Genomic DNA, 20,787 nt, shown 5'->3' with positions numbered 1-20,787 from the left:
CCACGCGGCCGTGCGGCTGCGCGAGGATGGCTTTATGAAGCCCATCATCTCCGCAAGCGAACTGTTGAGCGAGTCGGCCGGGGCGCGGCCGCCGGTCCTCCTGGACGTCCGCTGGACGCTCGGCGGCCCGCCCGGACGGCCCGCGTACGAGGCCGGCCACCTTCCCGGCGCCGTCTACGTCGATCTGGACGCGGAACTCGCGGGACCGCCCGGGAGCGGCGGCCGCCACCCGCTGCCCGATCCGGAGGCCTTCGGGGCCGCGATGCGCCGGGCGGGAGTCTCGGCGGACCGGCCGGTCGTCGTCTACGACGGCGGTCTCGGCTGGGGTGCCGCCCGCGCCTGGTGGCTGCTGCGCTGGGCGGGCCACCCGGACGTGCGGGTCCTGGACGGGGGCCTCGCGGCCTGGACGGGCGAGCTGACCGAGAAGGTCCCCGACCCGGAGCCGGGCGACTTCCGGCCGGAGCCGGGCGCCCTCGGACTGCTCGACGCCGACGCGGCGGCGGCGCTGGCCGATACGGGGCTGCTCCTCGACGCGCGGGCGGCGGAGCGCTACCGGGGCGACGTGGAGCCGATCGACCGGGTCGGCGGGCACATCCCGGGCGCCGTCTCGGCCCCGACGACCGAGAACGTCGACGCCGAGGGCCTCTTCCTGGCCGCCGACGTCCTGCGGGACCGCTTCACCGCGCTCGGTGCGGCCGAGGGGACCCCGGTGGCCGTCTACTGCGGCTCGGGTGTCTCGGGCGCCCACGAGGTCCTCGCCCTGGAGATCGCGGGGATCCCCGCGGGCCTCTACGCCGGTTCCTGGTCGGAGTGGTCCTCGGACCCCGCCCGCCCGGTCGCCACGGGCCCGGACCCGCGGTAGTACCCCTGTGTACGGGAAGGGCCCGCGCCGCTCGACGGCGCGGGCCCTTCCCGTACAGACGGTCAGTCCTGCTTCTTCCTGCGGGTGCCGAAGACGATCTCGTCCCAGCTCGGCACGGCGGCGCGACGGCCCGGACGGACGCCGTCCGCCTCGGCCTGCCGGTCGGTGGCGCCGTGCAGACGGTCCCGGTGGCCCGACACCGCGCGCGGCATCAGGACGTCGGCGTAGGCCGAACCCGCGCCCGCCGAGGCGGCCGGGGCCGGCGGCTCCTCCGCCTCCGCCTCCTCCGAGGGCTCGGTGTCCGGCGGCTCGGGCACGACCATGTCGCCGCGGAAGCTCGGCACGGCCTCCAGGAGGCTCGTCAGCGAGTCCCGCTCCTCCTCCGGCTCGACGGGCGCGGGCGCCCGCTCCAGCTGGCGGTCGGACCGGTCGATCTGGCGGTCCAGGGCGCGGTCGAGCGGCCTGTCCCGGGGTAGCCGGGCGATGCGCGGCACGAAGGGGAAGCTCGGCTCCGGCGCGGCGGCGATCGTGTCGTCCGTCTCGCCGATCAGCGCCCGCGCCTCGTCGTCGACGGCCTGGACGAGCCGCCGCGGCGGGTCGTAGGTCCAGCTGGCCGTGTGGACCTCGCCCGCGACGCGGTAGACGAGCAGCACTTCCCATGTGCCGTCGTCGCGCCGCCAGGAGTCCCACTGGACGGTGTCCTTCTCGGCGCCGCGCAGCAGCAGCCGCTCCTGCACCGCCTCGCCGAGCTGCGGGCCGCTGTTCTCCCCGGGCCTGCGGACCGGGGTCTTGCGGGCCCGCTCGGCCATGAAGGCACGCTCGGCGAGCACGGGGCCCTCGAAGCGGCGTACGCGGTCGACGGGGATGCCGGCGAGCTGGGCGACCTCCTCGGCGGAGGCACCGGCCCTTATACGGGCCTGGATGTCACGGGGGCGGAGGTGGCTCTCCACCTCGATCTCGATCTGGCCGAGGCGCGCGCGGTCGTTGCGCACGGCGGCACGGAGCCGCTCGTCGATCGGAAGCGTGTACTCCGTGCTGTCAGCAGCCTTCAGCACCAGTCGTGTGCCGTCGTTGGAGACGGCCACGACACGCAGTTCGGGCATGGGGACCTCCCGGGTGGTGCCTGCCGACGTCACGTGCGTCGCTGCTTCCGCTAGTCGAGTGTGGCCTGCCCGGGTGCAGCCTGCCACTACCTTGCCGAGTTGCCCGGCGTGTCGGGCATGGACCCTGGAACGCCGTTATGGCACGGTTACCTGTTCACTACTCGGAGTGACTGGCGGTCACTCTGTGCAGCCGGTTTCCATGCGATGCCGAGGCGCCGCCGGTTCGAGCGCCGTGTCCGGCCCCCTCCCCGTGGTCGCGGGCACCCGTGAGGGCGTCCCGGACCCAGGGTTTGTCAATGTACTCCATTCGGGCCACCTGGGTGGACCGGCGCGCCGCTCAACTTCTCGGGCGGTACGGGAGTTGAGTCTCCGTGATCTTCCCCCGTACGTGTCGCTCTTCACAGAAACAGCAGAAACGGAACTAATCGCTTCTCCTGTTTGTCCCTTCTGGGTGCAAGGCGAACGGATGAACCACACCAGGGGTCGGAGATGCGTCACAGGCCGGAAACCGACGGGGACGAGCCGGAGAAGGGCGGGAAGAGCGACAGGAGAAGGATCGACCTGAGTGTGGCTCAGGTCTCCGGCAGCGCCCTGGCCGCGGTCATCGCCGCCAAACTCGCCTCGACCCTCGGTGTGTACGGCACGATCCTCGGCGCCGGTGTGATCAGTGTCATCGCGACCTGCGGCGGTCCGCTCTTCCAGCACCTCTTCAAGCGCACCGGCGAACAGGTCCGCGACGTGACCGCGGCGGCCAAGCCGAAGGCGCGTCAGGTCCCGGTCCCCGCCGGGCCGCAGGGCGACCGCACCCTCCTGCTCACCACGGTCCCGGCCGCGCCGACGTCCGACGAGGAGTTCGGCGAGGCGACGACCCACGGCACCCGCGTCCGGGGCTGGAAGCGCCCGGCGATCGCCGCCGCCCTGGTCTTCGGCGTCACCATGGGCGGCATCACCGCCTACGAACTGGTCGCCGGGCAGGACTTCAGCGGCAAGCAGGGCACCACCACCTTCGGCTCCGTCGTCCGCGGCGGCGGGAGCACGGGCCAGGACGCGCCCGACCGGGACCGGCAGCCCACGCCCGCCCCGTCGGGGTCCGCCGACGGCACCGGGAAGCAGGGGGACGGCGCCGGCACCCCCACGACGGGAGCCACGCCGACCCGGGAGCCGGTCACCGGGAGCCCGTCGGCGGAGCCGACCCCCTCGGGCTCCGCCGGTGGCGGGACGACCCCCGCCCCGACGCCGACCGGGCCGACGACGGACCCGACCGCGCCGAGCCAGGAACCGACCGGCGGGACGGGGCAGCCCGAGGCCCCGTCCACCGAGGCCCCGGCACCGGCCGCGGCCGACGCCGGAGCCGAGTGACCGTCAGTCGCCCAGGACCCGGCGCAGATAGTCGTTGGCGAACAGCCGGTCCGGGTCGAGCCGGTCGCGCAGCGCCGTGAACTCGGCGAAGCGCGGATAGACCTCGGAGAGGTAGGCGGCGTCGCGGGTGTGGACCTTGCCCCAGTGGGGCCGGCCCCCGTGCGCCGTCATGATGCGCTCCACCGCGGTGAAGTACCCGTGGTGGGGCGTTCCCTTGTAGAGGTGGACGGCGATGTACACGGTCTCCCGCCCCGAGGCCGTGGAGAGCGCGATGTCGTCCGCCGGGGCCGTGCGGACCTCCACCGGGAAGCTCACCTTGAGCGGCGAGCCCTCGATCATCGCCTTGAGCTCGCGCAGCGCGGCGACCGCCGCCTCACGCGGAAGCGCGTACTCCATCTCCAGGAAGCGGACCCGGCGCGGAGAGGTGAAGACCTTGTACGGGATGTCGGTGTACGTACGGGCCGACAGCGCGCGGCTGGAGACCTTGGCGATCGACGGGATGACCGGCGGCACCGCCCGGCCCAGCGAGCAGGCGAGCTGGAAGATCCCGTTGGAGAGGAGCTCGTCCTCGATCCAGCCGCTGATCCGTCCGGGGGGAGCGGCGGGGCCCGCGCTGCGGTTGTTGCGCTTGGTGTTGCAGTTGTCCGTGTGGGGGAACCAGTAGAACTCGAAGTGCTCGTTCTCCGCGTGCAGCGCGTCGAAGTCCGAGGTGACCCGGTCGAAGGTCATCGGCTCCTCGCGCGCGGTGAGCAGGAAGACGGGCTCCACCGCGAAGGTGATGGCCGTGATCACACCGAGGGCGCCGAGCCCGATCCGGGCGGCCGCGAAGACCTCCGGATTCTCCTTCTCCGAGCAGGTGAGGAGCTGCCCGTCCGCCGTCACCAGCTCCAGCTCGCGGATCTGCGCGGCGATGGAGGCCGACTCGCGGCCCGTGCCGTGCGTGCCGGTGGAGGTGGCGCCGGCGACGGTCTGCTCCATGATGTCGCCCATGTTCGTGAGCGACAGGCCCTCCCGGGCCAGCGCCACGTTGAGCCGCTTCAGCGGAGTGCCGGACTCGACCGTCACCGTCATCGCCTCACGGTCGATCCGCCGGATCCCGGTCAGCAGGCCCGGCCGGATCAGCACGCCGTCGGTGGCCGCGATCGAGGTGAAGGAGTGGCCGGTGCCGACGGTCTTGACCCGCAGCCCGTCCTCGGCCGCGCGGCGCACCGCCTCGGCAAGCTCCTCGGCGGAGGCCGGGCTGACCTCCCGTACGGGGCGGGAGGTGACGTTCCCCGCCCAGTTACGCCACGGGCTGCTCGTCCTGGCGCTCCCCGACCCCGCTGTCCCCGCTGCTGTCGTCCCGCCCACGCTGCCCCTCCCGGTTCGGCGCCGGCCTGCGCAGCCGGCGGTGTCCGAGGAGACCCACCGCGACCGCGAGCGCGCCCGAGACGACGGGCACCACGTACCCCGCCTTCGCCCCCGACGCGTCGACCACCCAGCCGGCGGCCGAGGAGCCCAGCGCCACGCCGACCGCGAGGCCGGTACCCGTCCAGGTCATGCCCTCGGTCAGCTTGGTGCGCGGTACGTGCGCTTCGACGAGGGCCATGGTGGTCACCATCGTCGGTGCGATGGACAGGCCCGCGACAAAGAGCGCCACGGCCAGCAACGGCAGGTTCCCGGCCAGTAGGAGGGGGATCATACTCACGGCCATCGCGCAGATGCCCAGGAGCCAGCGGCGGGACGCCTCGCCCTTGAGATGGAGCAGTCCGAAGACGGCACCGGCCAGGCCGGAACCCAGCGCGTAGACGGCCAGGACGAGGCTTGCGGCGGCCTTCTGGCCCCGCTCCTCGGCGAAGGCCACGGTCACCACGTCCACCGAGCCGAAGATGGCGCCGGTGGCGACGAAGGCGAGGGTGAGCACCTGGAGGCCGCGGGAGCGGAGCGCGGAGGCGCCCCGGGCGCCCTGCTGGGGATGGGGTACCGGCTCCGTGGCACGCTGCGAGGTCAGCCAGAAGACGCCGGCGGCGAGGAACGCGCCGGCGAACATCGGACCGGCCTCGGGGAACCAGGCCGTGGACAGGCCGATGGAGAGGATCGGGCCGAAGATGAAGCACACCTCGTCGACGATCGACTCCCAGGAGTACGCCGTGTGCAGGCGCCGCTCCTCGCCCCGGTAGATCTCCGCCCAGCGGGCGCGGGTCATCGCGCCGACGCTCGGCACGCAGCCGATCACGGCCGTGAAGACGAAGAGGGTCCAGTCCGGGGCCTTCTGCTGCACGCAGAGGAGCAGGCCGGTGGCCGCGGCGAGCGAGACCAGCGTGACCGGGCGGAGCACCTTGCGCTGTCCGTGCCGGTCGACCAGGCGCGAGACCAGGGGGCCGAGGACCGCTGCGGACATCGCGAGCGTCGCCGAGAGGGCGCCGGCCAGGCCGTATCGGCCGGTGACCTGCGAAATCATGGTCACGATGCCGATGCCCATCATGGACAGCGGCATCCGGCCGAGGAATCCCGCGACGGAGAACGAGGCGGTTCCGGGCGCCGCGAAGATCGCGCGGTAGGGACTGGGCAAGAGAGGTCCTTGGTCAACACGTGTAATTAACGTCTAAAGCCTACGGTGTTGAAGTCGATCGGTCATCCCCACTTTTTTGGACAAGTACTTCCGGACCGACGCCCCCCGACGGGCCGCGCCCTCCGCCGTCAGTGGCGAGTGGGAGGATCGGTGCCATGTCCGATCAGCACGATCCCGCCCCGTACGACGCCCTGCTGCTGCTCTCGTTCGGCGGCCCCGAGGGCCCGGACGACGTGGTCCCGTTCCTGGAGAACGTGACGCGCGGCCGCGGCATCCCGAAGGAACGGCTCAAGGAAGTGGGGCAGCACTACTTCCTGTTCGGCGGCGTCTCCCCGATCAACGACCAGAACCGCGCGCTCCTCGACGCGCTGCGGACGGACTTCGCGCAGGCCGGGCTCGGTCTGCCGGTCTACTGGGGAAACCGGAACTGGGCGCCGTACCTCACCGACACCCTCCGCGAGATGATCACCGACGGGCGGCGCCACATCGCCGTCCTCACCACCAGCGCGTACGCCTCCTACTCCGGCTGCCGCCAGTACCGCGAGAACCTCGCCGACGCGCTCGCCACCCTCGAGGCGGAGGGGCTCCCGCTGCCCCGGGTCGACAAGCTCCGGCACTACTTCAACCACCCCGGCTTCGTCCAGCCCATGGTCGAGGGGGTCCTCGCCTCCCTCGCCGAGCTCGACCCGTCCGTACGGGACGGCGCCCACCTCGCCTTCACCACCCACTCCATCCCCGACTCCGCCGCCGACAGCTCCGGTCCGGTCACCGAGCACGGCGAGGGCGGGGCCTATGTGCGCCAGCACCTCGACGTGGCCCGGCTCGTCGCCGACGCCGTCCGCGAGGAGACCGGCATCGACCACCCCTGGAAGCTCGTCTACCAGTCCCGCAGCGGCGCCCCCCACATCCCGTGGCTGGAGCCCGACATCTGCGACCACCTGGAGGAGCTGCACGGAGCCGGCGTGCCCGCGGCCGTCATGGTCCCCATCGGCTTCGTCTCCGACCACATGGAGGTCCTCTACGACCTCGACACCGAGGCCACGGCCAAGGCGGCCGAGCTCGGCCTGCCCGTCCGGCGCTCGGCGACCGTCGGGGCCGACCCGCGCTTCGCCGCCGCCGTCCGCGAGCTCGTCCTGGAGCGCGCCGCGAGCGAGCGGGGGACCAGGGTCGAGCGGTGCGCCCTCGGAGCCCTCGGACCCTCCCACGACCTCTGCCCGATCGGCTGCTGCCCGGCCAGGGCGGAGCGGCCCGCCGCGGCCGGCGCCGACAGCCCGTACGCGTAAGGAGCCCGCGTGACCGACGTATCCGATCCCCTGCTCGGCGAACTGCTCGACCTCGCCCTGGAGGCCGCACAGCGGGCCGGAGCGCTGCTCCGCGACGGCCGGCCCGACGACCTGGCCGTCGCGAAGACCAAGTCGAGCCCCATCGACGTGGTCACCGAGATGGACATCGCCGCCGAGAAGCTGATCACCGGCTTCCTCTCCGAGCGGCGCCCGCAGGACGGCTTCCTCGGCGAGGAGGGCGCGTCGAGCCCCGGGACCAGCGGGATCCGCTGGGTGATCGACCCGCTCGACGGCACCGTGAACTACCTGTACGGCCTGCCCACCTGGGCCGTCTCGATCGCCGCCGAACGGGACGGCGAGACCGTCGTCGGCGTCGTCGAGGCCCCGATGCGCGGCGAGACCTACCGCGCCGTCCTCGGCGGCGGCGCGTACGCGGGGGAGCGGCGCCTCGCCGTCCGCCCCTCGCCCGCGCTCGACCAGGCCCTGCTCGGCACCGGTTTCGGCTACATCCAGTCCCGCCGCGCCCACCAGGCGGACGTGGCCCAGCGGATCATCCCGCGCGTCCGCGACATCCGCCGCGGCGGCTCGGCCGCCATCGACCTCTGCGACGTCGCCGCCGGCCGCCTCGACGCGTACTACGAGCGCGGCCTCAACCCCTGGGACCTCGCGGCGGGCGCGCTCATCGCCCGCGAGGCGGGCGGCCTCACCGGCGGGCGCCCCGGTGAGCCGGAGTCCGGCGAGCTGACGCTCGCCGCCTCCCCGGGCCTCTTCGGGCCCCTCCAGGAGCTCCTGGAGGGGCTGGGGGCCTGGCACGACTAGCACGGCCGGCGGGCCGGGAGACGGACGCACGAGGGCCCCGGCGCCGGGAAACGGCGCCGGGGCCCACGCGTACGCGTACCGGTGGGACGGGTCAGGTGCCCGACGTGGCTAGACCTCCACGCCGTGCTCGGCGGCCAGGCGGTGCAGGTCGTCAAGCTCCGCCTGCTCCACCTCCGCCAGGTAGTCGTCGCCCGTCTCACGGGCCCGCGTGAGGTCCGTCTGCGTGGTCCTGATGCGGTGCAGCAGTCCTGCGGTGAAAGCGTCCATCGTGCGCCCCCTCCTCGTGGGTCCGGTGGCACGGGGGTGTGCCGAGGGTGGGTGGATCACACACTGCGAACTCTGGGGGACAGAGAGCGGTAGGTTGCGCGCCACATACAGGGCGTGATCACGGGGTGTGCAGACGTCCTCCCCAGCCCTTTCCTCAGAGAAACCTCAACTGGCCCGAGAATCCGGTGAATTCTTCGTTCCGGGCCGCGCGCCCCCCCGCTCACCACCCGCCTGCCCCGGGCCCCGCACCCCCGTCTTACAGCCGGTTTACGCGCGTACGGGGCAGGATGGACACGCACAGTCAGTGCTTGGATTTCAGCCGGTCCCCACCCCGGACAGCGGCTCAAACGGGAAGGATGTACGACGTGCGCGTACTCGTCGTCGAGGACGAGCAGCTGCTCGCCGATGCGGTGGCCACCGGACTGCGCCGGGAGGCCATGGCCGTCGACGTCGTGTACGACGGCGCCGCGGCCCTGGAGCGCGTCGGGGTCAACGACTACGACGTCGTCGTCCTGGACCGCGACCTCCCGCTCGTCCACGGCGACGACGTCTGCCGCAAGATCGTCGAGCTCGGCATGCCCACCCGCATCCTGATGCTCACCGCCTCCGGCGACGTCAGCGACCGCGTCGAGGGCCTGGAGCTCGGGGCGGACGACTACCTCCCCAAGCCCTTCGCCTTCACCGAGCTCACCGCGCGCGTGCGCGCCCTCGGCCGCCGCACCACCGTCCCGCTCCCGCCCGTCCTGGAGCGCGCCGGGATCAAGCTCGACCCGAACCGCCGCGAGGTCTTCCGCGAGGGCAAGGAGGTCCAGCTCGCGCCGAAGGAGTTCGCCGTCCTGGAGGTCCTCATGCGCAGCGAGGGCGCCGTCGTCTCGGCCGAGCAGCTCCTGGAGAAGGCCTGGGACGAGAACACGGACCCCTTCACCAACGTCGTGCGCGTCACCGTCATGACCCTGCGGCGCAAGCTCGGCGAGCCGCCGGTCATCGTCACCGTCCCCGGCTCCGGGTACCGGATCTGACGCGATGGCCACGACCCCCGCGCCTCACCCCCAGGCGCCCCCGAAACCGACCTGGGACCCCCGGGACCCCGTGCGGCCGCTGCTGCGTCCGACCATCCGGATACGGCTCACGCTGCTGTACGGCGGGATGTTCCTGATCGCCGGCATCCTGCTGCTGTCGATCATCTACCTCTTCACCGCCCAGGCGCTCAGCGACAGCACCTCCCAGCTGCCGTTCAAGGTCGTCAACGGCACGGTCCAGCCCACCACCTCCTGGTGCCGGCTGCCCGAGTCGCCCACCGGCGACCAGCTCAACGACGCCGTCACGCTCTGCCTGCGGCACCAGAGCGACCTCGCCCTGGACGACCTGCTGCGCCGGTCCCTCTTCGCCCTGCTCGGCCTCAGCATCATCGCCTTCGCCTTCGGCTACGCCATGGCGGGACGGGTGCTCTCCCCGCTCGGCCGGATCACCCGGACCGCCCGCCAGGTGGCCGGTTCCGACCTGTCCCGGCGGATCGAGCTGGACGGCCCGGACGACGAGCTCAAGGAGCTCGCCGACACCTTCGACGAGATGCTGGACCGCCTGGAGCGGGCCTTCACGGCCCAGCAGCGGTTCGTCGCGAACGCCTCGCACGAGCTGCGGACCCCGCTCGCGATCAACCGCACGCTCCTGGAGGTCCACCTCTCGGACCCCGGGGCACCGGTGGAGCTCCATCAGCTCGGCAAGACCCTGCTCGCCACCAACGAGCGCAGCGAGCAGCTCGTCGAGGGCCTGCTGCTGCTCGCCCGGAGCGACAACCAGATCATCGAGCGCAAGCCCGTCGACCTGGCCGAGGTCGCCGAGCGGGGCGTCGACCAGGTGCACGCCGAGGCGGAGGCCAAGGGCGTGGAGATCCGCGGCGAGCGCGCGCCGGCCGTCGTCCAGGGCAACGGCGTGCTCCTCGAACGGATCGCGCTGAACCTGCTCCAGAACGCCGTGCGGTACAACGTGCCGGAGGGCGGCTGGGTGGAGGTCACCACCGAGGCCAAGGACGGCCAGGCGGTCCTGGTCGTCTCGAACACGGGACCGGTGGTCCCCGCGTACGAGATCGACAACCTCTTCGAGCCGTTCAGAAGGCTCCGGCAGGAGCGGACCGGCAGCGACAAGGGGGTCGGTCTCGGCCTGTCGATCGCCCGTTCCGTGGCCCGGGCCCACGGCGGCCGTATCATCGCGGAGCCGCGCGAGGGCGGTGGACTCGTGATGCGCGTCACTCTGCCGATCTGACACACTGCACGAGCCGACCGGTTCCGTTCGCTTTGCGCGGAATTCCGGAGCCCCGATTCTGAGACGCTCATGTGTGATCGATCACAGGAGAGGGTGTTCGGCCCTCCACTCTCCGTGACCGGGAAATCCCTCGGAAAACCAGGAAAAGTCCGGGTTTCCGGGGCCCGGAATGACGGGAAGTACACGGGGTGGCGCCCGTGAGGGCCGCCCGGAGGACCGTGTACGGTCCGGTTCGCCACCCGAAGCCGATCACTCGCGAGAGTGCGCGACGGGTGTCGATTGAGTAACAGACCTTGATGTGAGGCAAAATCTCCGCCTCAGGTCGGGCACAAGTCCGACCTCTCACGCGTTACGTGCGCTGGAGACACCGCAACCACCCAGAGGGGGAGAGCGACATGGCAACGGATTACGACACCCCACGCAAGACCGACGACGACGTCGACTCGGACAGCCTTGAAGAACTGAAGGCCCGCCGGAACGACAAGTCGACCTCGACCGTCGACGTCGACGAGTTCGAGGCCGCCGAAGGCCTGGAGCTTCCCGGCGCCGACCTCTCGAACGAGGAGCTGGCCGTCCGGGTCCTGCCCAAGCAGGCCGACGAGTTCACCTGCATGAGCTGCTTCCTCGTGCACCACCGCAGCCAGCTGGCCCGGGAGAAGAACGGCCAGCCGATCTGCCGCGACTGCGACTGAGAACGCTCGGCCGTGGCAGGCGACACACCGTCCCGGAAGCGGCGTCTGCGGCTCCCAGGGAGCCCGGAGACGCACAAGGGCGGCTCGGGCCCGGCAGAGGGCGCCCAGGAGGCACCCGAAGCCGAGCGCAGCGCCTCCCTGCCCTCCCTCGGCGCACGTGACGACGAGCGAGGCCTCCCGGCCTCGCTCGAAGCGGTCATCGAGATCGCCGAGACGGATCCGGCACGCCTGCCGGCGCAGCCGGAACAGGCGGAGCCGGGCGAAGCACGGCAGGGCGGACGACTCGGTGCCGTCCGGCGGCTGGCCAACCCCGCGCGGGCCCAGCTCGACCGGATCAGGATCGACTCCGGTCGGATCGACGCCGTCCGGCGCGGCGTCACGCAGGGCGTCCGGCAGGGCGTGAAGCGTGGCGGAGACAGCGCCAAGGCCGGCCTCGGCCACCTGGCCGACCGGCTGATCGATCTCGCCCCGCGGATCCCCGTCCGCGACCTGGCGACCCTGAGAAAACAGTTCCCCGGGCTCGGCCCCGAGGAGCTCGCCGACAAACTCGTCACCGGCGCGGCGAACGCGAGTTCGACCGTGGGTGCGGGCGTCGGCGCCGCCGCCATGCTCCCGGTACCCCCGGCGCTGCCGGCCGAGCTGGCGGCAGAGATCACCGGCGTCGCCGCCGTGGAGCTCAAACTCATCGCCGAACTGCACGAGGTCTACGGGCTGCGGCCCCCCGGCCGGCTCACCCAGCGTTCGGCGGCCTATCTGACCTCCTGGGCCGAGGAGCGGGGCATCGACCCCACCAAGCCCACCACGGTCAACGCCGCACTCGGCGGTCAGCTCAAGCGCGAACTGCGCCAGCAGATCATGAAACGCATGGTGCGCAACCTGCCGAACCTCATGCCCTTCATGGTGGGCGCCGCCGTCGGCGCCGTCATGAACCGCCGCGACACCAAGAAACTCGCCGGGCACATCCGCAAGGACCTCCGCGCCCGCCAGATCCCCTGGGACGTCCTCCCGGAGCTGCCCCCGCTGGAGCAGCCCGAGAACCCCAAGGAACTGGACTTCTAGCCACCCCGGAGCCGGGTCGGGCCCGGAGCGGGCCCTAGGCCCGCTCCGCCTCCAGGGCCGCGACCAGCGCCTCCGGCTCGCGGCTGGACAGGTACACGTACGGCGTCGGGTCCGCCGGGTCCGTCACCTCGACCCGAACCGCCCCCGGCACGTAGCTGCGCATCAGCATGAAGGCGCGCGGGTCCGCCTTGTGGGTGCGCCAGGCGCGCGCCTCCTCCTCGTCCAGCGCCTCGGCCGCCCCGAGCGCCGAGACCGGGATCCGCGCGTCGCCCGCCACCAGCGAACCGGCCACCACCCGGATCCGGGCGGAGCCGTACGAGGAGACCGCCACCCCGGCGAGCACCGCGGCCACGATCAGGCCGCCCAGCGTCGGGACCGTGCCCAGCGGGAACATGATCAGACCGCCGGAGAGGCCGAGCAGACCCACGATCACCCACCACGAGCGCGGCGCCGTGAGCCGCTCGTCGAAGCGCGGCGCGGCGGCGGGCGCGGGGGAGGAGGCCTGGGACGGTACGGAAGGCTGCATGCGACCAAGCTTGGCACGGCGCGAGCCGGGCCCGTCCGCGTGGGTCGGCAGCGCGTGGGCCGGGCTTGTCCGTGTGGGTCGGCGCCGCGTGAGCCGGGCCTGTCCGCGCGGGTCGGCACCGGGCGAGCCGGGCCTGTCCGTGTGGGTCCGCACCGCGTGAGCCGGGCCCGTCCGCGCGGGTCGGCAGCGGGCGAGCCGGGCCTGTCCGCGTGGGTCGGCACCGGGCGAGCCGGGCCTGTCCGTGTGGGTCCGCACCGCGTGAGCCGGGGCCGTCCGCGTGGGTCCCGGCACGGCGCACCCCTGTCCCTCCGCGTGGTGCCCGGCGCGGCGCGGCCCACCCCCGCCCGCGCGGGGCCCGGCACGGCGCGACCTGCGGGCATCCGCGCGGGTAAGGTCTGCGGCTGTGACTGCAACATCTGCCGCCCTCACCCCGCCGGCCGACGCCATACCGCCGGTACGCCACCCCGACGCGCCGGCCCCCGGCGAGCTGCTCGGTGCGCACTACGAGTACTGCTTCGGGTGCGGCGGCGGGCAGCCCCACGGCCTCCACCTGGAAGCGCGCGCGGGCGAGGGCGTGACCGTCACCGCCGAGTTCACGGTGACCCCCGACCACCAGGGCGCCCCCGGCCTCGCGCACGGCGGCGTGCTCGCCACCGCGCTCGACGAGACCCTCGGCTCCCTGAACTGGCTGCTGCGGGTCATCGCCGTGACCGGACGCCTGGAGACCGACTTCGCCCGGCCCGTCCCGGTCGGCACCGTCCTCCACCTGGAGGCCGCCGTCACCGCCGTCCACGGCCGCAAGATCTACTCGACCGCCGTCGGCCGGATCGGCGGGCCCGAGGGCCCCGTCGCCGTCCGTGCCGACGCCCTCTTCATCGAGGTCAAGGTCGACCACTTCATCGACAACGGCCGCCCGGAGGAGATCCAGGCCGCCATGTCCGACCCCGACCAGGTCCGGCGCGCCCGCGCCTTCGAGGTGAACCCCTGATGCGCAACCCTGTCGACGTACTGATCCGGCGAGTGGACCCGGAGGTGCCGATCCCGGCCTACGGGCATCCCGGCGACGCCGGGGCCGACCTGGTGACCACCGAGGCCGTCGTGCTGGCCCCCGGGGAGCGCGCCGTGCTGCCCACCGGGGTCTCCATCGCCCTCCCGGACGGGTACGCGGCCTTCGTGCACCCGCGTTCCGGTCTCGCCGCCCGCTGTGGAGTGGCGCTCGTGAATGCCCCGGGGACGGTGGATGCCGGGTACCGTGGAGAGATCAAGGTGATCGTGGTCAATCTCGACCCGCGCGAGGACGTGCGGTTCGAACGATTCGATCGGATTGCCCAACTTGTCGTCCAGCAGGTCGAGAAGGTGCGCTTCCACGAGGTGGCGGAGCTTCCCGGTTCGGCGCGGGCCGAGGGGGGCTTCGGTTCCACCGGCGGTCATGCCGCCGTGGACGGCACAACGGGTGGGAATCGATACGCTTCGGTCGTATCCGACCGGGAAGGACAGTGACGTGTTCGGACGTCGCAAGAAGAGCGGTGCCGCCGAGGACGCGGCGAGCGAGGCCGAGCAGGTCGTCGACGCGGTGGAGGGCGAGGACGCGGCCGAGCCGCGCCGAGTGAACCTTCCGCCGGCGCCCCGGCCCGACGGGCCCTGGGACATCTCCGAGGTCGCCAAGCCCGACGAGGGCCGCGTGGACCTCGGCGGGATCTTCGTGCCCGGAGTCGAGGGCATGGAGCTGCGGGTGGAGGTGGCGGGCGACGCGATCGTCGCGGCCACCGTCGTGCTGCGTGACAGCGCCGTGCAGCTGCAGGCCTTCGCCGCCCCCAAGAACGAGGGCATCTGGGGCGAGGTCCGCGATGAGATCGCCACCGGCATCGTCCAGCAGGGCGGTGCCATCGACGAGGTCGAGGGCCCGCTCGGCTGGGAGCTGCGGGCGCAGGTCCCGGTGCAGCTGCCGGACGGCAACCGCGGCGTGCAGCTGGTGCGCTTCGTGGGCGTCGACGGACCCCGCTGGTTCCTGCGCGGAGTGATCTCCGGGCAGGGCGCGGTCCAGCCGGAGGCCGCCGGCCTCCTGGAGCAGATCGTCCGGGACACCGTGGTCGTCCGCGGCGAGGGCCCGATGGCTCCGCGCGACCCGATCGTCCTCAAGCTGCCGAACGACGCGCAGATGGTGCCGGACGGCGTGCAGCAGGAGGAGCAGGAGGGCTCCCGCTTCTCGGGCGGCATGGGTCAGCTTCAGCGCGGCCCGGAGATCTCCGAGATCCGCTGAACCCCGTCGGACCGCTGCGGCGGCCCGGCATGATCGAGACACGGCCGGTGGGCCGCTTCCCGTACCTCTCGTACGGGAAGCGGCCCACCGGCCGTTTTCCATGGGCCGGGAAGGAGACCACCAGCCCTTCTCCAGGGGACAGGAAGGAGACCACCGGCCTGTTTTCCACAGGCCCGGGCCCCGGCTCTGGCCCTCGGGCCCGGCCGCGGACCATACTGACGGCGCAGATGTTCGAGGAGGGGGAGCACAGGGTGAGTGAGAGCAGCACCGGGTCCGCCACGGCCGTCGTCGAGGACCCGGCCGGCCGGCCGATGGTCCGCGTCGAGGACCTGCGCCGTTCGTACGGCACGGGCGAGGCCGCCGTCCATGCCCTGCGCGGGGTCTCCTTCGACATCCCACGCGGCGAGCTCGTCGCGCTCAAGGGCCGCTCGGGCTCCGGCAAGACGACCCTGCTGAACCTCGTGGGAGGCCTCGACGCCGCCGACGGGGGCCGGATCGTCATCGACGGCACCGACCTCTCCATGCTCGGCGAGAACGGGCTCCTGGAGCTGCGCCGCGACCGGATCGGCTTCATCTTCCAGTCCTTCGGGCTGCTCCCGATCCTCTCCGCCGCCGAGAACGTGGGGGTGCCCCTGCGGCTGCGCAAGGCGGACCCCAAGGAGCGCGAGGAGCGGGTCGCCCTGATGCTCGGGCTCGTGGGCCTCGCCGACCACGCGAACCAGCGGCCCGGCGAGCTCTCCGGCGGCCAGCAGCAGCGCGTCGCCATCGCCCGCGCCCTCGCCAACAAGCCGGCGCTGCTGATAGCCGACGAGCCGACGGGCCAGCTGGACGCGGAGACCGGGCTGGCCGTCATGCAGCTGCTGCGCGCCGTGGTCCGCAGCGAGGGCTGCACGGCCCTGGTCGCCACCCACGACCCCCAGCTCCTGGGCCTGGCCGACCGGGTCCTGGAACTGAGCGACGGCGAGATCATCGAGCACTGAACCGGCAGCCGAAGCGGTCGCGGGGTGATATCAGGATCACGTCAATACCGCCCCGGGGCCGCTACCCGTGTACGGAATGTCCGATTGGCTGGACGTATGGTCGAGCCATGGGACGCGGCAAGCTTCGGATCTACCTCGGCGCTGCGCCGGGCGTCGGCAAGACCTACGCGATGCTCGCGGAGGGCCACCGCCGGGTCGAGCGGGGCACGGACTGCGTGGCGGCCTTCGTGGAGCACCACGGACGGCCGCGTACGGAGGTGATGCTGCACGGCCTGGAGCAGGTCCCGCGCCGCACCCTGGAGTACCGGGGGACGACCTTCTCCGAGATGGACGTCGACGCCGTCCTCGCCCGCCGCCCCGCGGTCGCCCTCGTCGACGAGCTCGCCCACACGAACGTGCCGGGCTCCCGGAACTCCAAGCGGTGGCAGGACGTCGCCGAACTCCTCGCGGCCGGCATCGACGTCGTGTCGACGGTCAACATCCAGCACCTGGAGTCCCTCGGCGACGTCGTCGAGGCGATCACCGGGGTACGGCAGCGGGAGACCGTCCCCGACGAGGTGGTGCGCCGGGCGGACCAGATCGAGCTGGTCGACATGTCTCCGGAGGCCCTGCGGCGCCGGATGGCCCACGGCAACGTCTACACCTCGGACAAGGTCGACGCGGCCCTCTCCAACTACTTCCGCCCCGGTAACCTCACGGCCCTGCGCGAGCTTGCCCTGCTCTGGACCGCCGACCGGGTCGACGAGTACCTCCGGCAGTACCGGGGCGAGCACAACATCCGCTCCACCTGGCAGGCCCGGGAGCGCATCGTCGTCGGTCTGACCGGCGGTCCCGAGGGCCGCACCCTCATACGTCGCGCCACCCGGCTCGCCGAGAAGGGCGCCGGCGGCGAGGTCCTCGCCGTCTACATCGCCCGCAGCGACGGACTCACCGCGGCCTCGCCGAAGGAGCTGGCGGTCCAGCGCACCCTCGTCGAGGATCTCGGCGGAACGTTCCACCACGTCATCGGCGACGACATCCCCTCCGCGCTCCTGGAATTCGCCCGCGGGGTCAACGCCACCCAGATCGTCCTCGGCTCCAGCCGCCGCCGGACCTGGCAGTACGTGCTCGGCCCCGGCGTCGGCCAGACCGTGGCCCGCGACTCCGGGCCCGACCTCGACGTCCACATCGTCACCCACGGCGAGGTCGCCAAGGGCCGCGGCCTGCCGGTCGCGCGCGGGGCACGCCTCGGCCGCTCCCGGATCGTCGGTGGCTGGCTCGTCGGCGTCGCGGGGCCGGTGGGTCTCGCGCTGCTCCTCACGCACGTCGACGCGGACCTCGGTCTCGCCAACGACATGCTGCTCTTCCTGGCCCTGACGGTCGGGGCGGCGCTCCTCGGCGGATTCCTGCCGGCGCTCGCCTCGGCGGCCGTCGGCTCCCTCCTCCTCAACTGGTTCTTCACCCCGCCCCTCCACCGGCTGACCATCGCCGACCCTCTCAACATCGTCGCCATCGCCGTCTTCTTCGGCGTCGCGATGTCGGTCGCCTCCGTGGTGGACCTGGCCGCCCGGCGCACCCACCAGGCAGCCCGGCTGCGGGCCGAGTCCGAGGTGCTCTCCTATCTCGCCGGCAGTGTGCTGCGCGGCGAGACGAGCCTGGAGGCCCTCCTGGAACGGGTCCGGGAGACCTTCTCCATGGAGTCGGTGGCCCTCCTGGAGCGCACGGACGAGGTCGAGCCGTGGACGCGGGCCGCGAGCGTCGGCCCCCACCCGGCGGTCCGCCCCGAGGACGCGGACGTGGACATGCCGGTCGGCGACCACCTGGCCCTCGCCCTGTCGGGCCGGGTGCTGCCCGCCGAGGACCGGCGGGTCCTCGGCGCCTTCGCCGCCCAGGCCGCGGTCGTCCTCGACCGGCAGCGGCTCGTCGACGAGGCGGAGGAGGCCCGGAAGCTGGCCGAGGGCAACAAGATCCGTACCTCCCTGCTCGCCGCCGTCAGCCACGACCTGCGGACCCCCCTCGCGAGCATCAAGGCCTCCGTCTCCTCGCTGCGCTCCGACGACGTCGAATGGTCCGAGGAGGACCGGGCCGAGCTCCTGGAGGGCATCGAGGCCGGCGCCGACCGCCTCGACCACCTGGTGGGCAACCTCCTCGACATGTCCCGCCTCCAGACCGGCACCGTCACGCCCCTGATCCGGGCCGTCGACCTCGACGAGGTCGTCCCCATGGCCCTCGGCGGAGTGCCGGACGGCAGCGCCGAGCTCGACATCCCCGAGACGCTGCCCATGGTCGAGGTCGACAAGGGCCTCCTGGAGCGGGCCGTCGCCAACATCGTGGAGAACGCCGTGAAGTACAGCCCCGAGGGCGTGCCCGTCGCCGTCGCCGCCAGCGCGCTCGGCGACCGGGTCGAGCTGCGGGTCGTGGACCGCGGCCCCGGCGTCCCCGACGAGGCCAAGGACGGCATCTTCGAGCCCTTCCAGCGCTTCGGCGACGCCCCGCGCGGCGCCGGCGTCGGCCTGGGCCTCGCGGTCGCCCGCGGCTTCGTGGAGGCCATGGGCGGGACCCTCGGCGCCGAGGACACCCCCGGCGGGGGCCTCACCATGGTGCTCACCCTGCGGGCCGCGCCGGGCGGGCCCCAGGTCGCCCCGGCCGCCGACCTCCCGGCCCACGCCGTGACCTGACCGCGGGGCACGCACCCGCGCCCGCACGCGAATCCGTCCCCGCACTCGCCTCCGTACTCGACACTCGCATCAGTACCCGCACTCGCCTCCGTGCTCGATCCGTACTTCAATCCGTACCCCCCGACACAACGCAGAAGGTAGGCCCCCTCCATGACCCGGGTCCTCGTGGTCGACGACGAGCCGCAGATCGTCCGCGCCCTGGTGATCAACCTCAAGGCGCGGAAGTACGAGGTCGACGCCGCGCCCGACGGCGCGACCGCCCTCCGGCTCGCCGCCGAGCGCCACCCCGACGTCGTCGTCCTCGACCTCGGACTGCCCGACATGGACGGCGTCGAGGTCATCAAGGGGCTGCGCGGCTGGACGCGGGTGCCGATCCTGGTCCTCTCCGCCCGGCAGACCTCCGACGAGAAGGTCGAGGCGCTCGACGCGGGCGCCGACGACTACGTCACCAAGCCCTTCGGCATGGACGAGCTGCTCGCCCGGCTGCGCGCCGCCGTTCGCCGGGCCGAGCCGGTCGGCGGGGCCGAGGACGGCGCCGTCGTGGTCGAGACCGAGGGCTTCACCGTCGACCTGGCCGCGAAGAAGGTCCACCGCGACGGGCGGGACGTCCGGCTCACCCCCACCGAGTGGCACCTCCTGGAGGTCCTCGTCCGCAACAGCGGCCGGCTCGTCAGCCAGAAGCAGCTCCTCCAGGAGGTCTGGGGACCCTCGTACGGCACGGAGACCAACTACCTCCGGGTCTACATGGCTCAGCTCCGCCGCAAGCTGGAGACCGACCCCTCGCACCCGCGCCACTTCGTCACCGAACCGGGCATGGGGTACCGCTTCGAACGCTGAAACGGGGGCCGTACGGGCGGGTGGTCCGCGGCCGCTTCCGGTGACACCGGCGGCCGGTACGCTTTCTGTATGAGTGCTGCACCGCGTACAGAGAAGCCGGCCGGACGATTCCGCCGGATGCTCGACCGGCTCTCCTCCTCCCCGGAGGACCTGGAGTCGGAGGAGCTCCAGGAGGACGCCGAGGCCTCGGGGTGCACGCGTATCAGCGACTGCTCCGACCGCCAGATAGTCAAGGTGACTGGTACCTTGCGCACGGTCACGCTGCGTCCCCGGGCCGGTGTGCCCGCGCTGGAGGCCGAACTCTTCGACGGCACGGCACCGCTCGACGTCGTGTGGCTCGGCCGGCGCTCCATCGTGGGCATCGAGCCCGGCCGCAAGCTGATCGCCTCCGGCCGCATCTCCATGAGCCACGGCCGGCGGGTCCTCTTCAACCCCAAATACGAGCTCCGACCGCTCGGACAGGAGTAGCCGGTGACGTCCCTCGACAAGCCGACCGCGGACCGCTCGACCCCGGACCAGGACGCCCAGGCGGACAAGGCCGTGACCGAGGCCGCGCTCTTCGAGGCCTTCGGCGGTCTGCGGGGCATGATCGAGACGGTCCTGCCCGGCCTGCTGTTCGTCACGATCTTCACGATCAACAAGAACCTGCACGTCTCGGCGATCGCCGCGCTCGCGGTCTCGCTCGTCCTGGTCGCCGTCCGGCTGATCCGCCGCGACACCGTCAAGCACGCCTTCAGCGGCGTCTTCGGCGTCGCCTTCGGCGTGGTCTTCGCGATGATGACGGGCAACGCCAAGGACTTCTACCTGCCGGGCATGCTGTACACCCTGGGCCTCGCCCTGGCGTACCTCATCACCGCGCTCGCCGGAGTGCCCCTGATCGGCCTGATCCTCGGCCCGGTCTTCAAGGAGAACCTCTCCTGGCGCACCCGCAACCCGGGCCGCAAGAAGGCGTACACGAAGGCCAGTTACGCCTGGGGTCTGATCCTGCTCGGCAAGTGCGCGATCCTCTTCCCGATGTACTGGTGGGCCGACACCACCAAGTTCGGCTGGGTCCTCGTCGCCCTGAAGATCCCGCCGTTCCTGCTCGCGGTCTACCTCACCTGGGTGTTCCTCGCGAAGGCCCCGGCGCCGATCGACGTCTTCGCCGAGATGGAGGCCGAGGAGCGCGCCGAGAAGGAGCGCAAGGCGGCCGCCGCGGCGCAGAGCCACCCGGAGGCCTGAGAAGCGGTACGCGAAAGGGCCCGGACCTGTTCGTCAGGTCCGGGCCCTT

Annotated in this window: 21 protein-coding genes; 16 read left to right on the top strand and 5 right to left on the bottom strand. The window is 72.6% G+C overall.

The annotated features are described in order from the left end of the window. The first annotated feature begins 34 nt into the window (after positions 1-34). Positions 35-862 (top strand): sulfurtransferase, encoded by an 828-nt coding sequence (locus AC07AW_RS29650; RefSeq protein ID WP_478818511.1) that lies wholly within the window; start codon positions 35-37, stop codon positions 860-862. 62 nt (positions 863-924) lie between these two features. On the opposite strand, the gene sepH is transcribed toward AC07AW_RS29650, so the two are convergent. Continuing rightward, on the bottom strand, positions 925-1,965 hold the full coding sequence (gene sepH / locus AC07AW_RS29645; protein WP_351186904.1) for a septation protein SepH: 1,041 nt from the start codon (positions 1,963-1,965) through the stop codon (positions 925-927). 489 nt (positions 1,966-2,454) lie between these two features. On the opposite strand from sepH, the gene AC07AW_RS29640 reads away from it, so the two are divergent. Next, positions 2,455-3,324, top strand: coding sequence for a hypothetical protein (locus tag AC07AW_RS29640; protein WP_478818510.1), 870 nt, complete (start codon positions 2,455-2,457; stop codon positions 3,322-3,324). A 3-nt stretch (positions 3,325-3,327) separates the two neighbouring features. Here the strand turns inward: AC07AW_RS29640 and AC07AW_RS29635 are convergent, their stop codons facing one another. After that, on the bottom strand, positions 3,328-4,674 hold the full coding sequence (locus AC07AW_RS29635) for a D-arabinono-1,4-lactone oxidase (protein WP_478818509.1): 1,347 nt from the start codon (positions 4,672-4,674) through the stop codon (positions 3,328-3,330). Beyond that, a complete protein-coding gene (locus AC07AW_RS29630; protein ID WP_478818508.1) occupies positions 4,607-5,875 on the bottom strand; it encodes an MFS transporter in 1,269 nt (422 codons plus the stop codon). The genes AC07AW_RS29635 and AC07AW_RS29630 overlap by 68 nt, the downstream gene beginning before the upstream one ends. Positions 5,876-6,030: 155 nt before the next feature. Between AC07AW_RS29630 and AC07AW_RS29625 the strand changes: the two genes are divergently transcribed. Together AC07AW_RS29625 and AC07AW_RS29620 are read left to right on the top strand one after the other, a co-directional pair. Continuing rightward, positions 6,031-7,158, top strand: coding sequence for a ferrochelatase (locus tag AC07AW_RS29625; protein WP_478818507.1), 1,128 nt, complete (start codon positions 6,031-6,033; stop codon positions 7,156-7,158). 9 nt (positions 7,159-7,167) lie between these two features. Continuing rightward, entirely contained in the window at positions 7,168-7,977 is an 810-nt protein-coding gene (locus tag AC07AW_RS29620) for an inositol monophosphatase family protein (protein ID WP_478818506.1), read from the top strand. A 108-nt stretch (positions 7,978-8,085) separates the two neighbouring features. Here the strand turns inward: AC07AW_RS29620 and AC07AW_RS29615 are convergent, their stop codons facing one another. Then, entirely contained in the window at positions 8,086-8,244 is a 159-nt protein-coding gene (locus AC07AW_RS29615) for a hypothetical protein (protein ID WP_366039256.1), read from the bottom strand. Positions 8,245-8,609: 365 nt separating this feature from the next. Between AC07AW_RS29615 and AC07AW_RS29610 the strand changes: the two genes are divergently transcribed. The 4 genes from AC07AW_RS29610 to AC07AW_RS29595 all read left to right on the top strand — a co-directional run bounded on the left by AC07AW_RS29610 (position 8,610) and on the right by AC07AW_RS29595 (position 12,257). Beyond that, the gene (locus tag AC07AW_RS29610) at positions 8,610-9,263 is read left to right on the top strand and encodes a response regulator transcription factor (RefSeq protein WP_189804626.1); all 654 of its coding nucleotides are present in this window, start codon (positions 8,610-8,612) and stop codon (positions 9,261-9,263) included. Positions 9,264-9,267: 4 nt separating this feature from the next. Next, on the top strand, positions 9,268-10,506 hold the full coding sequence (locus AC07AW_RS29605) for a sensor histidine kinase (RefSeq protein WP_392157416.1): 1,239 nt from the start codon (positions 9,268-9,270) through the stop codon (positions 10,504-10,506). A 395-nt stretch (positions 10,507-10,901) separates the two neighbouring features. After that, a complete protein-coding gene (locus AC07AW_RS29600) occupies positions 10,902-11,198 on the top strand; it encodes a DUF4193 domain-containing protein (RefSeq protein WP_003955561.1) in 297 nt (98 codons plus the stop codon). A 12-nt stretch (positions 11,199-11,210) separates the two neighbouring features. Next, a complete protein-coding gene (locus AC07AW_RS29595; protein ID WP_478818505.1) occupies positions 11,211-12,257 on the top strand; it encodes a hypothetical protein in 1,047 nt (348 codons plus the stop codon). Positions 12,258-12,291: 34 nt separating this feature from the next. On the opposite strand, the gene AC07AW_RS29590 is transcribed toward AC07AW_RS29595, so the two are convergent. Further along, positions 12,292-12,783, bottom strand: coding sequence for a DUF3093 domain-containing protein (locus AC07AW_RS29590; RefSeq protein WP_478818504.1), 492 nt, complete (start codon positions 12,781-12,783; stop codon positions 12,292-12,294). Between the two features lie 403 nt (positions 12,784-13,186). Here AC07AW_RS29590 and AC07AW_RS29585 point away from each other — a divergent pair, with 403 nt between their 5' ends. The 8 genes from AC07AW_RS29585 to AC07AW_RS29550 all read left to right on the top strand — a co-directional run bounded on the left by AC07AW_RS29585 (position 13,187) and on the right by AC07AW_RS29550 (position 20,738). Then, positions 13,187-13,771 (top strand): PaaI family thioesterase, encoded by a 585-nt coding sequence (locus AC07AW_RS29585; RefSeq protein WP_041131652.1) that lies wholly within the window; start codon positions 13,187-13,189, stop codon positions 13,769-13,771. Then, positions 13,771-14,283, top strand: coding sequence for a dUTP diphosphatase (gene dut, locus AC07AW_RS29580; RefSeq protein ID WP_116158406.1), 513 nt, complete (start codon positions 13,771-13,773; stop codon positions 14,281-14,283). Before AC07AW_RS29585 ends, dut begins: the two co-directional genes overlap by 1 nt. Before the next feature lies 1 nt (position 14,284). Beyond that, the gene (locus AC07AW_RS29575) at positions 14,285-15,043 is read left to right on the top strand and encodes a DUF3710 domain-containing protein (RefSeq protein WP_478818503.1); all 759 of its coding nucleotides are present in this window, start codon (positions 14,285-14,287) and stop codon (positions 15,041-15,043) included. 251 nt (positions 15,044-15,294) lie between these two features. Further along, positions 15,295-16,023, top strand: a complete 729-nt coding sequence (locus AC07AW_RS29570; RefSeq protein WP_478818502.1) for an ABC transporter ATP-binding protein — start codon at positions 15,295-15,297, stop codon at positions 16,021-16,023. A 107-nt stretch (positions 16,024-16,130) separates the two neighbouring features. Then, positions 16,131-18,680 (top strand): DUF4118 domain-containing protein, encoded by a 2,550-nt coding sequence (locus tag AC07AW_RS29565; protein ID WP_478818501.1) that lies wholly within the window; start codon positions 16,131-16,133, stop codon positions 18,678-18,680. A gap of 150 nt (positions 18,681-18,830) precedes the next feature. Beyond that, positions 18,831-19,517 carry a response regulator gene (locus tag AC07AW_RS29560; protein WP_478818500.1) on the top strand — a complete coding sequence of 229 codons (687 nt, stop codon included), beginning with the start codon at positions 18,831-18,833 and terminating at the stop codon, positions 19,515-19,517. Between the two features lie 69 nt (positions 19,518-19,586). Continuing rightward, positions 19,587-19,985 carry an OB-fold nucleic acid binding domain-containing protein gene (locus AC07AW_RS29555; protein WP_015036728.1) on the top strand — a complete coding sequence of 133 codons (399 nt, stop codon included), beginning with the start codon at positions 19,587-19,589 and terminating at the stop codon, positions 19,983-19,985. A gap of 3 nt (positions 19,986-19,988) precedes the next feature. Next, complete coding sequence (locus AC07AW_RS29550) at positions 19,989-20,738, top strand: DUF3159 domain-containing protein (RefSeq protein ID WP_478818499.1); 750 nt, start codon at positions 19,989-19,991, stop codon at positions 20,736-20,738. Positions 20,739-20,787: the final 49 nt, after the last annotated feature.

Source organism: Streptomyces sp. NPDC044003 (genome assembly GCF_056435185.1).
This window is presented reverse-complemented; position numbering and strand designations above follow the sequence as displayed.

Bases quoted from the DNA above. Each gene is read 5' to 3' on its own strand.
- AC07AW_RS29555 (WP_015036728.1), top strand. From the start codon at position 19,587: ATGAGTGCTGCACCGCGTACAGAGAAGCCGGCCGGACGATTCCGCCGG.
- AC07AW_RS29590 (WP_478818504.1), bottom strand. From the start codon at position 12,783: ATGCAGCCTTCCGTACCGTCCCAGGCCTCCTCCCCCGCGCCCGCCGCC.
- AC07AW_RS29600 (WP_003955561.1), top strand. From the start codon at position 10,902: ATGGCAACGGATTACGACACCCCACGCAAGACCGACGACGACGTCGAC.
- AC07AW_RS29605 (WP_392157416.1), top strand. From the start codon at position 9,268: ATGGCCACGACCCCCGCGCCTCACCCCCAGGCGCCCCCGAAACCGACC.
- AC07AW_RS29565 (WP_478818501.1), top strand. From the start codon at position 16,131: ATGGGACGCGGCAAGCTTCGGATCTACCTCGGCGCTGCGCCGGGCGTC.
- dut (WP_116158406.1), top strand. From the start codon at position 13,771: ATGCGCAACCCTGTCGACGTACTGATCCGGCGAGTGGACCCGGAGGTG.
- AC07AW_RS29560 (WP_478818500.1), top strand. From the start codon at position 18,831: ATGACCCGGGTCCTCGTGGTCGACGACGAGCCGCAGATCGTCCGCGCC.
- AC07AW_RS29650 (WP_478818511.1), top strand. From the start codon at position 35: ATGAAGCCCATCATCTCCGCAAGCGAACTGTTGAGCGAGTCGGCCGGG.
- AC07AW_RS29615 (WP_366039256.1), bottom strand. From the start codon at position 8,244: ATGGACGCTTTCACCGCAGGACTGCTGCACCGCATCAGGACCACGCAG.
- AC07AW_RS29625 (WP_478818507.1), top strand. From the start codon at position 6,031: ATGTCCGATCAGCACGATCCCGCCCCGTACGACGCCCTGCTGCTGCTC.
- sepH (WP_351186904.1), bottom strand. From the start codon at position 1,965: ATGCCCGAACTGCGTGTCGTGGCCGTCTCCAACGACGGCACACGACTG.
- AC07AW_RS29640 (WP_478818510.1), top strand. From the start codon at position 2,455: ATGCGTCACAGGCCGGAAACCGACGGGGACGAGCCGGAGAAGGGCGGG.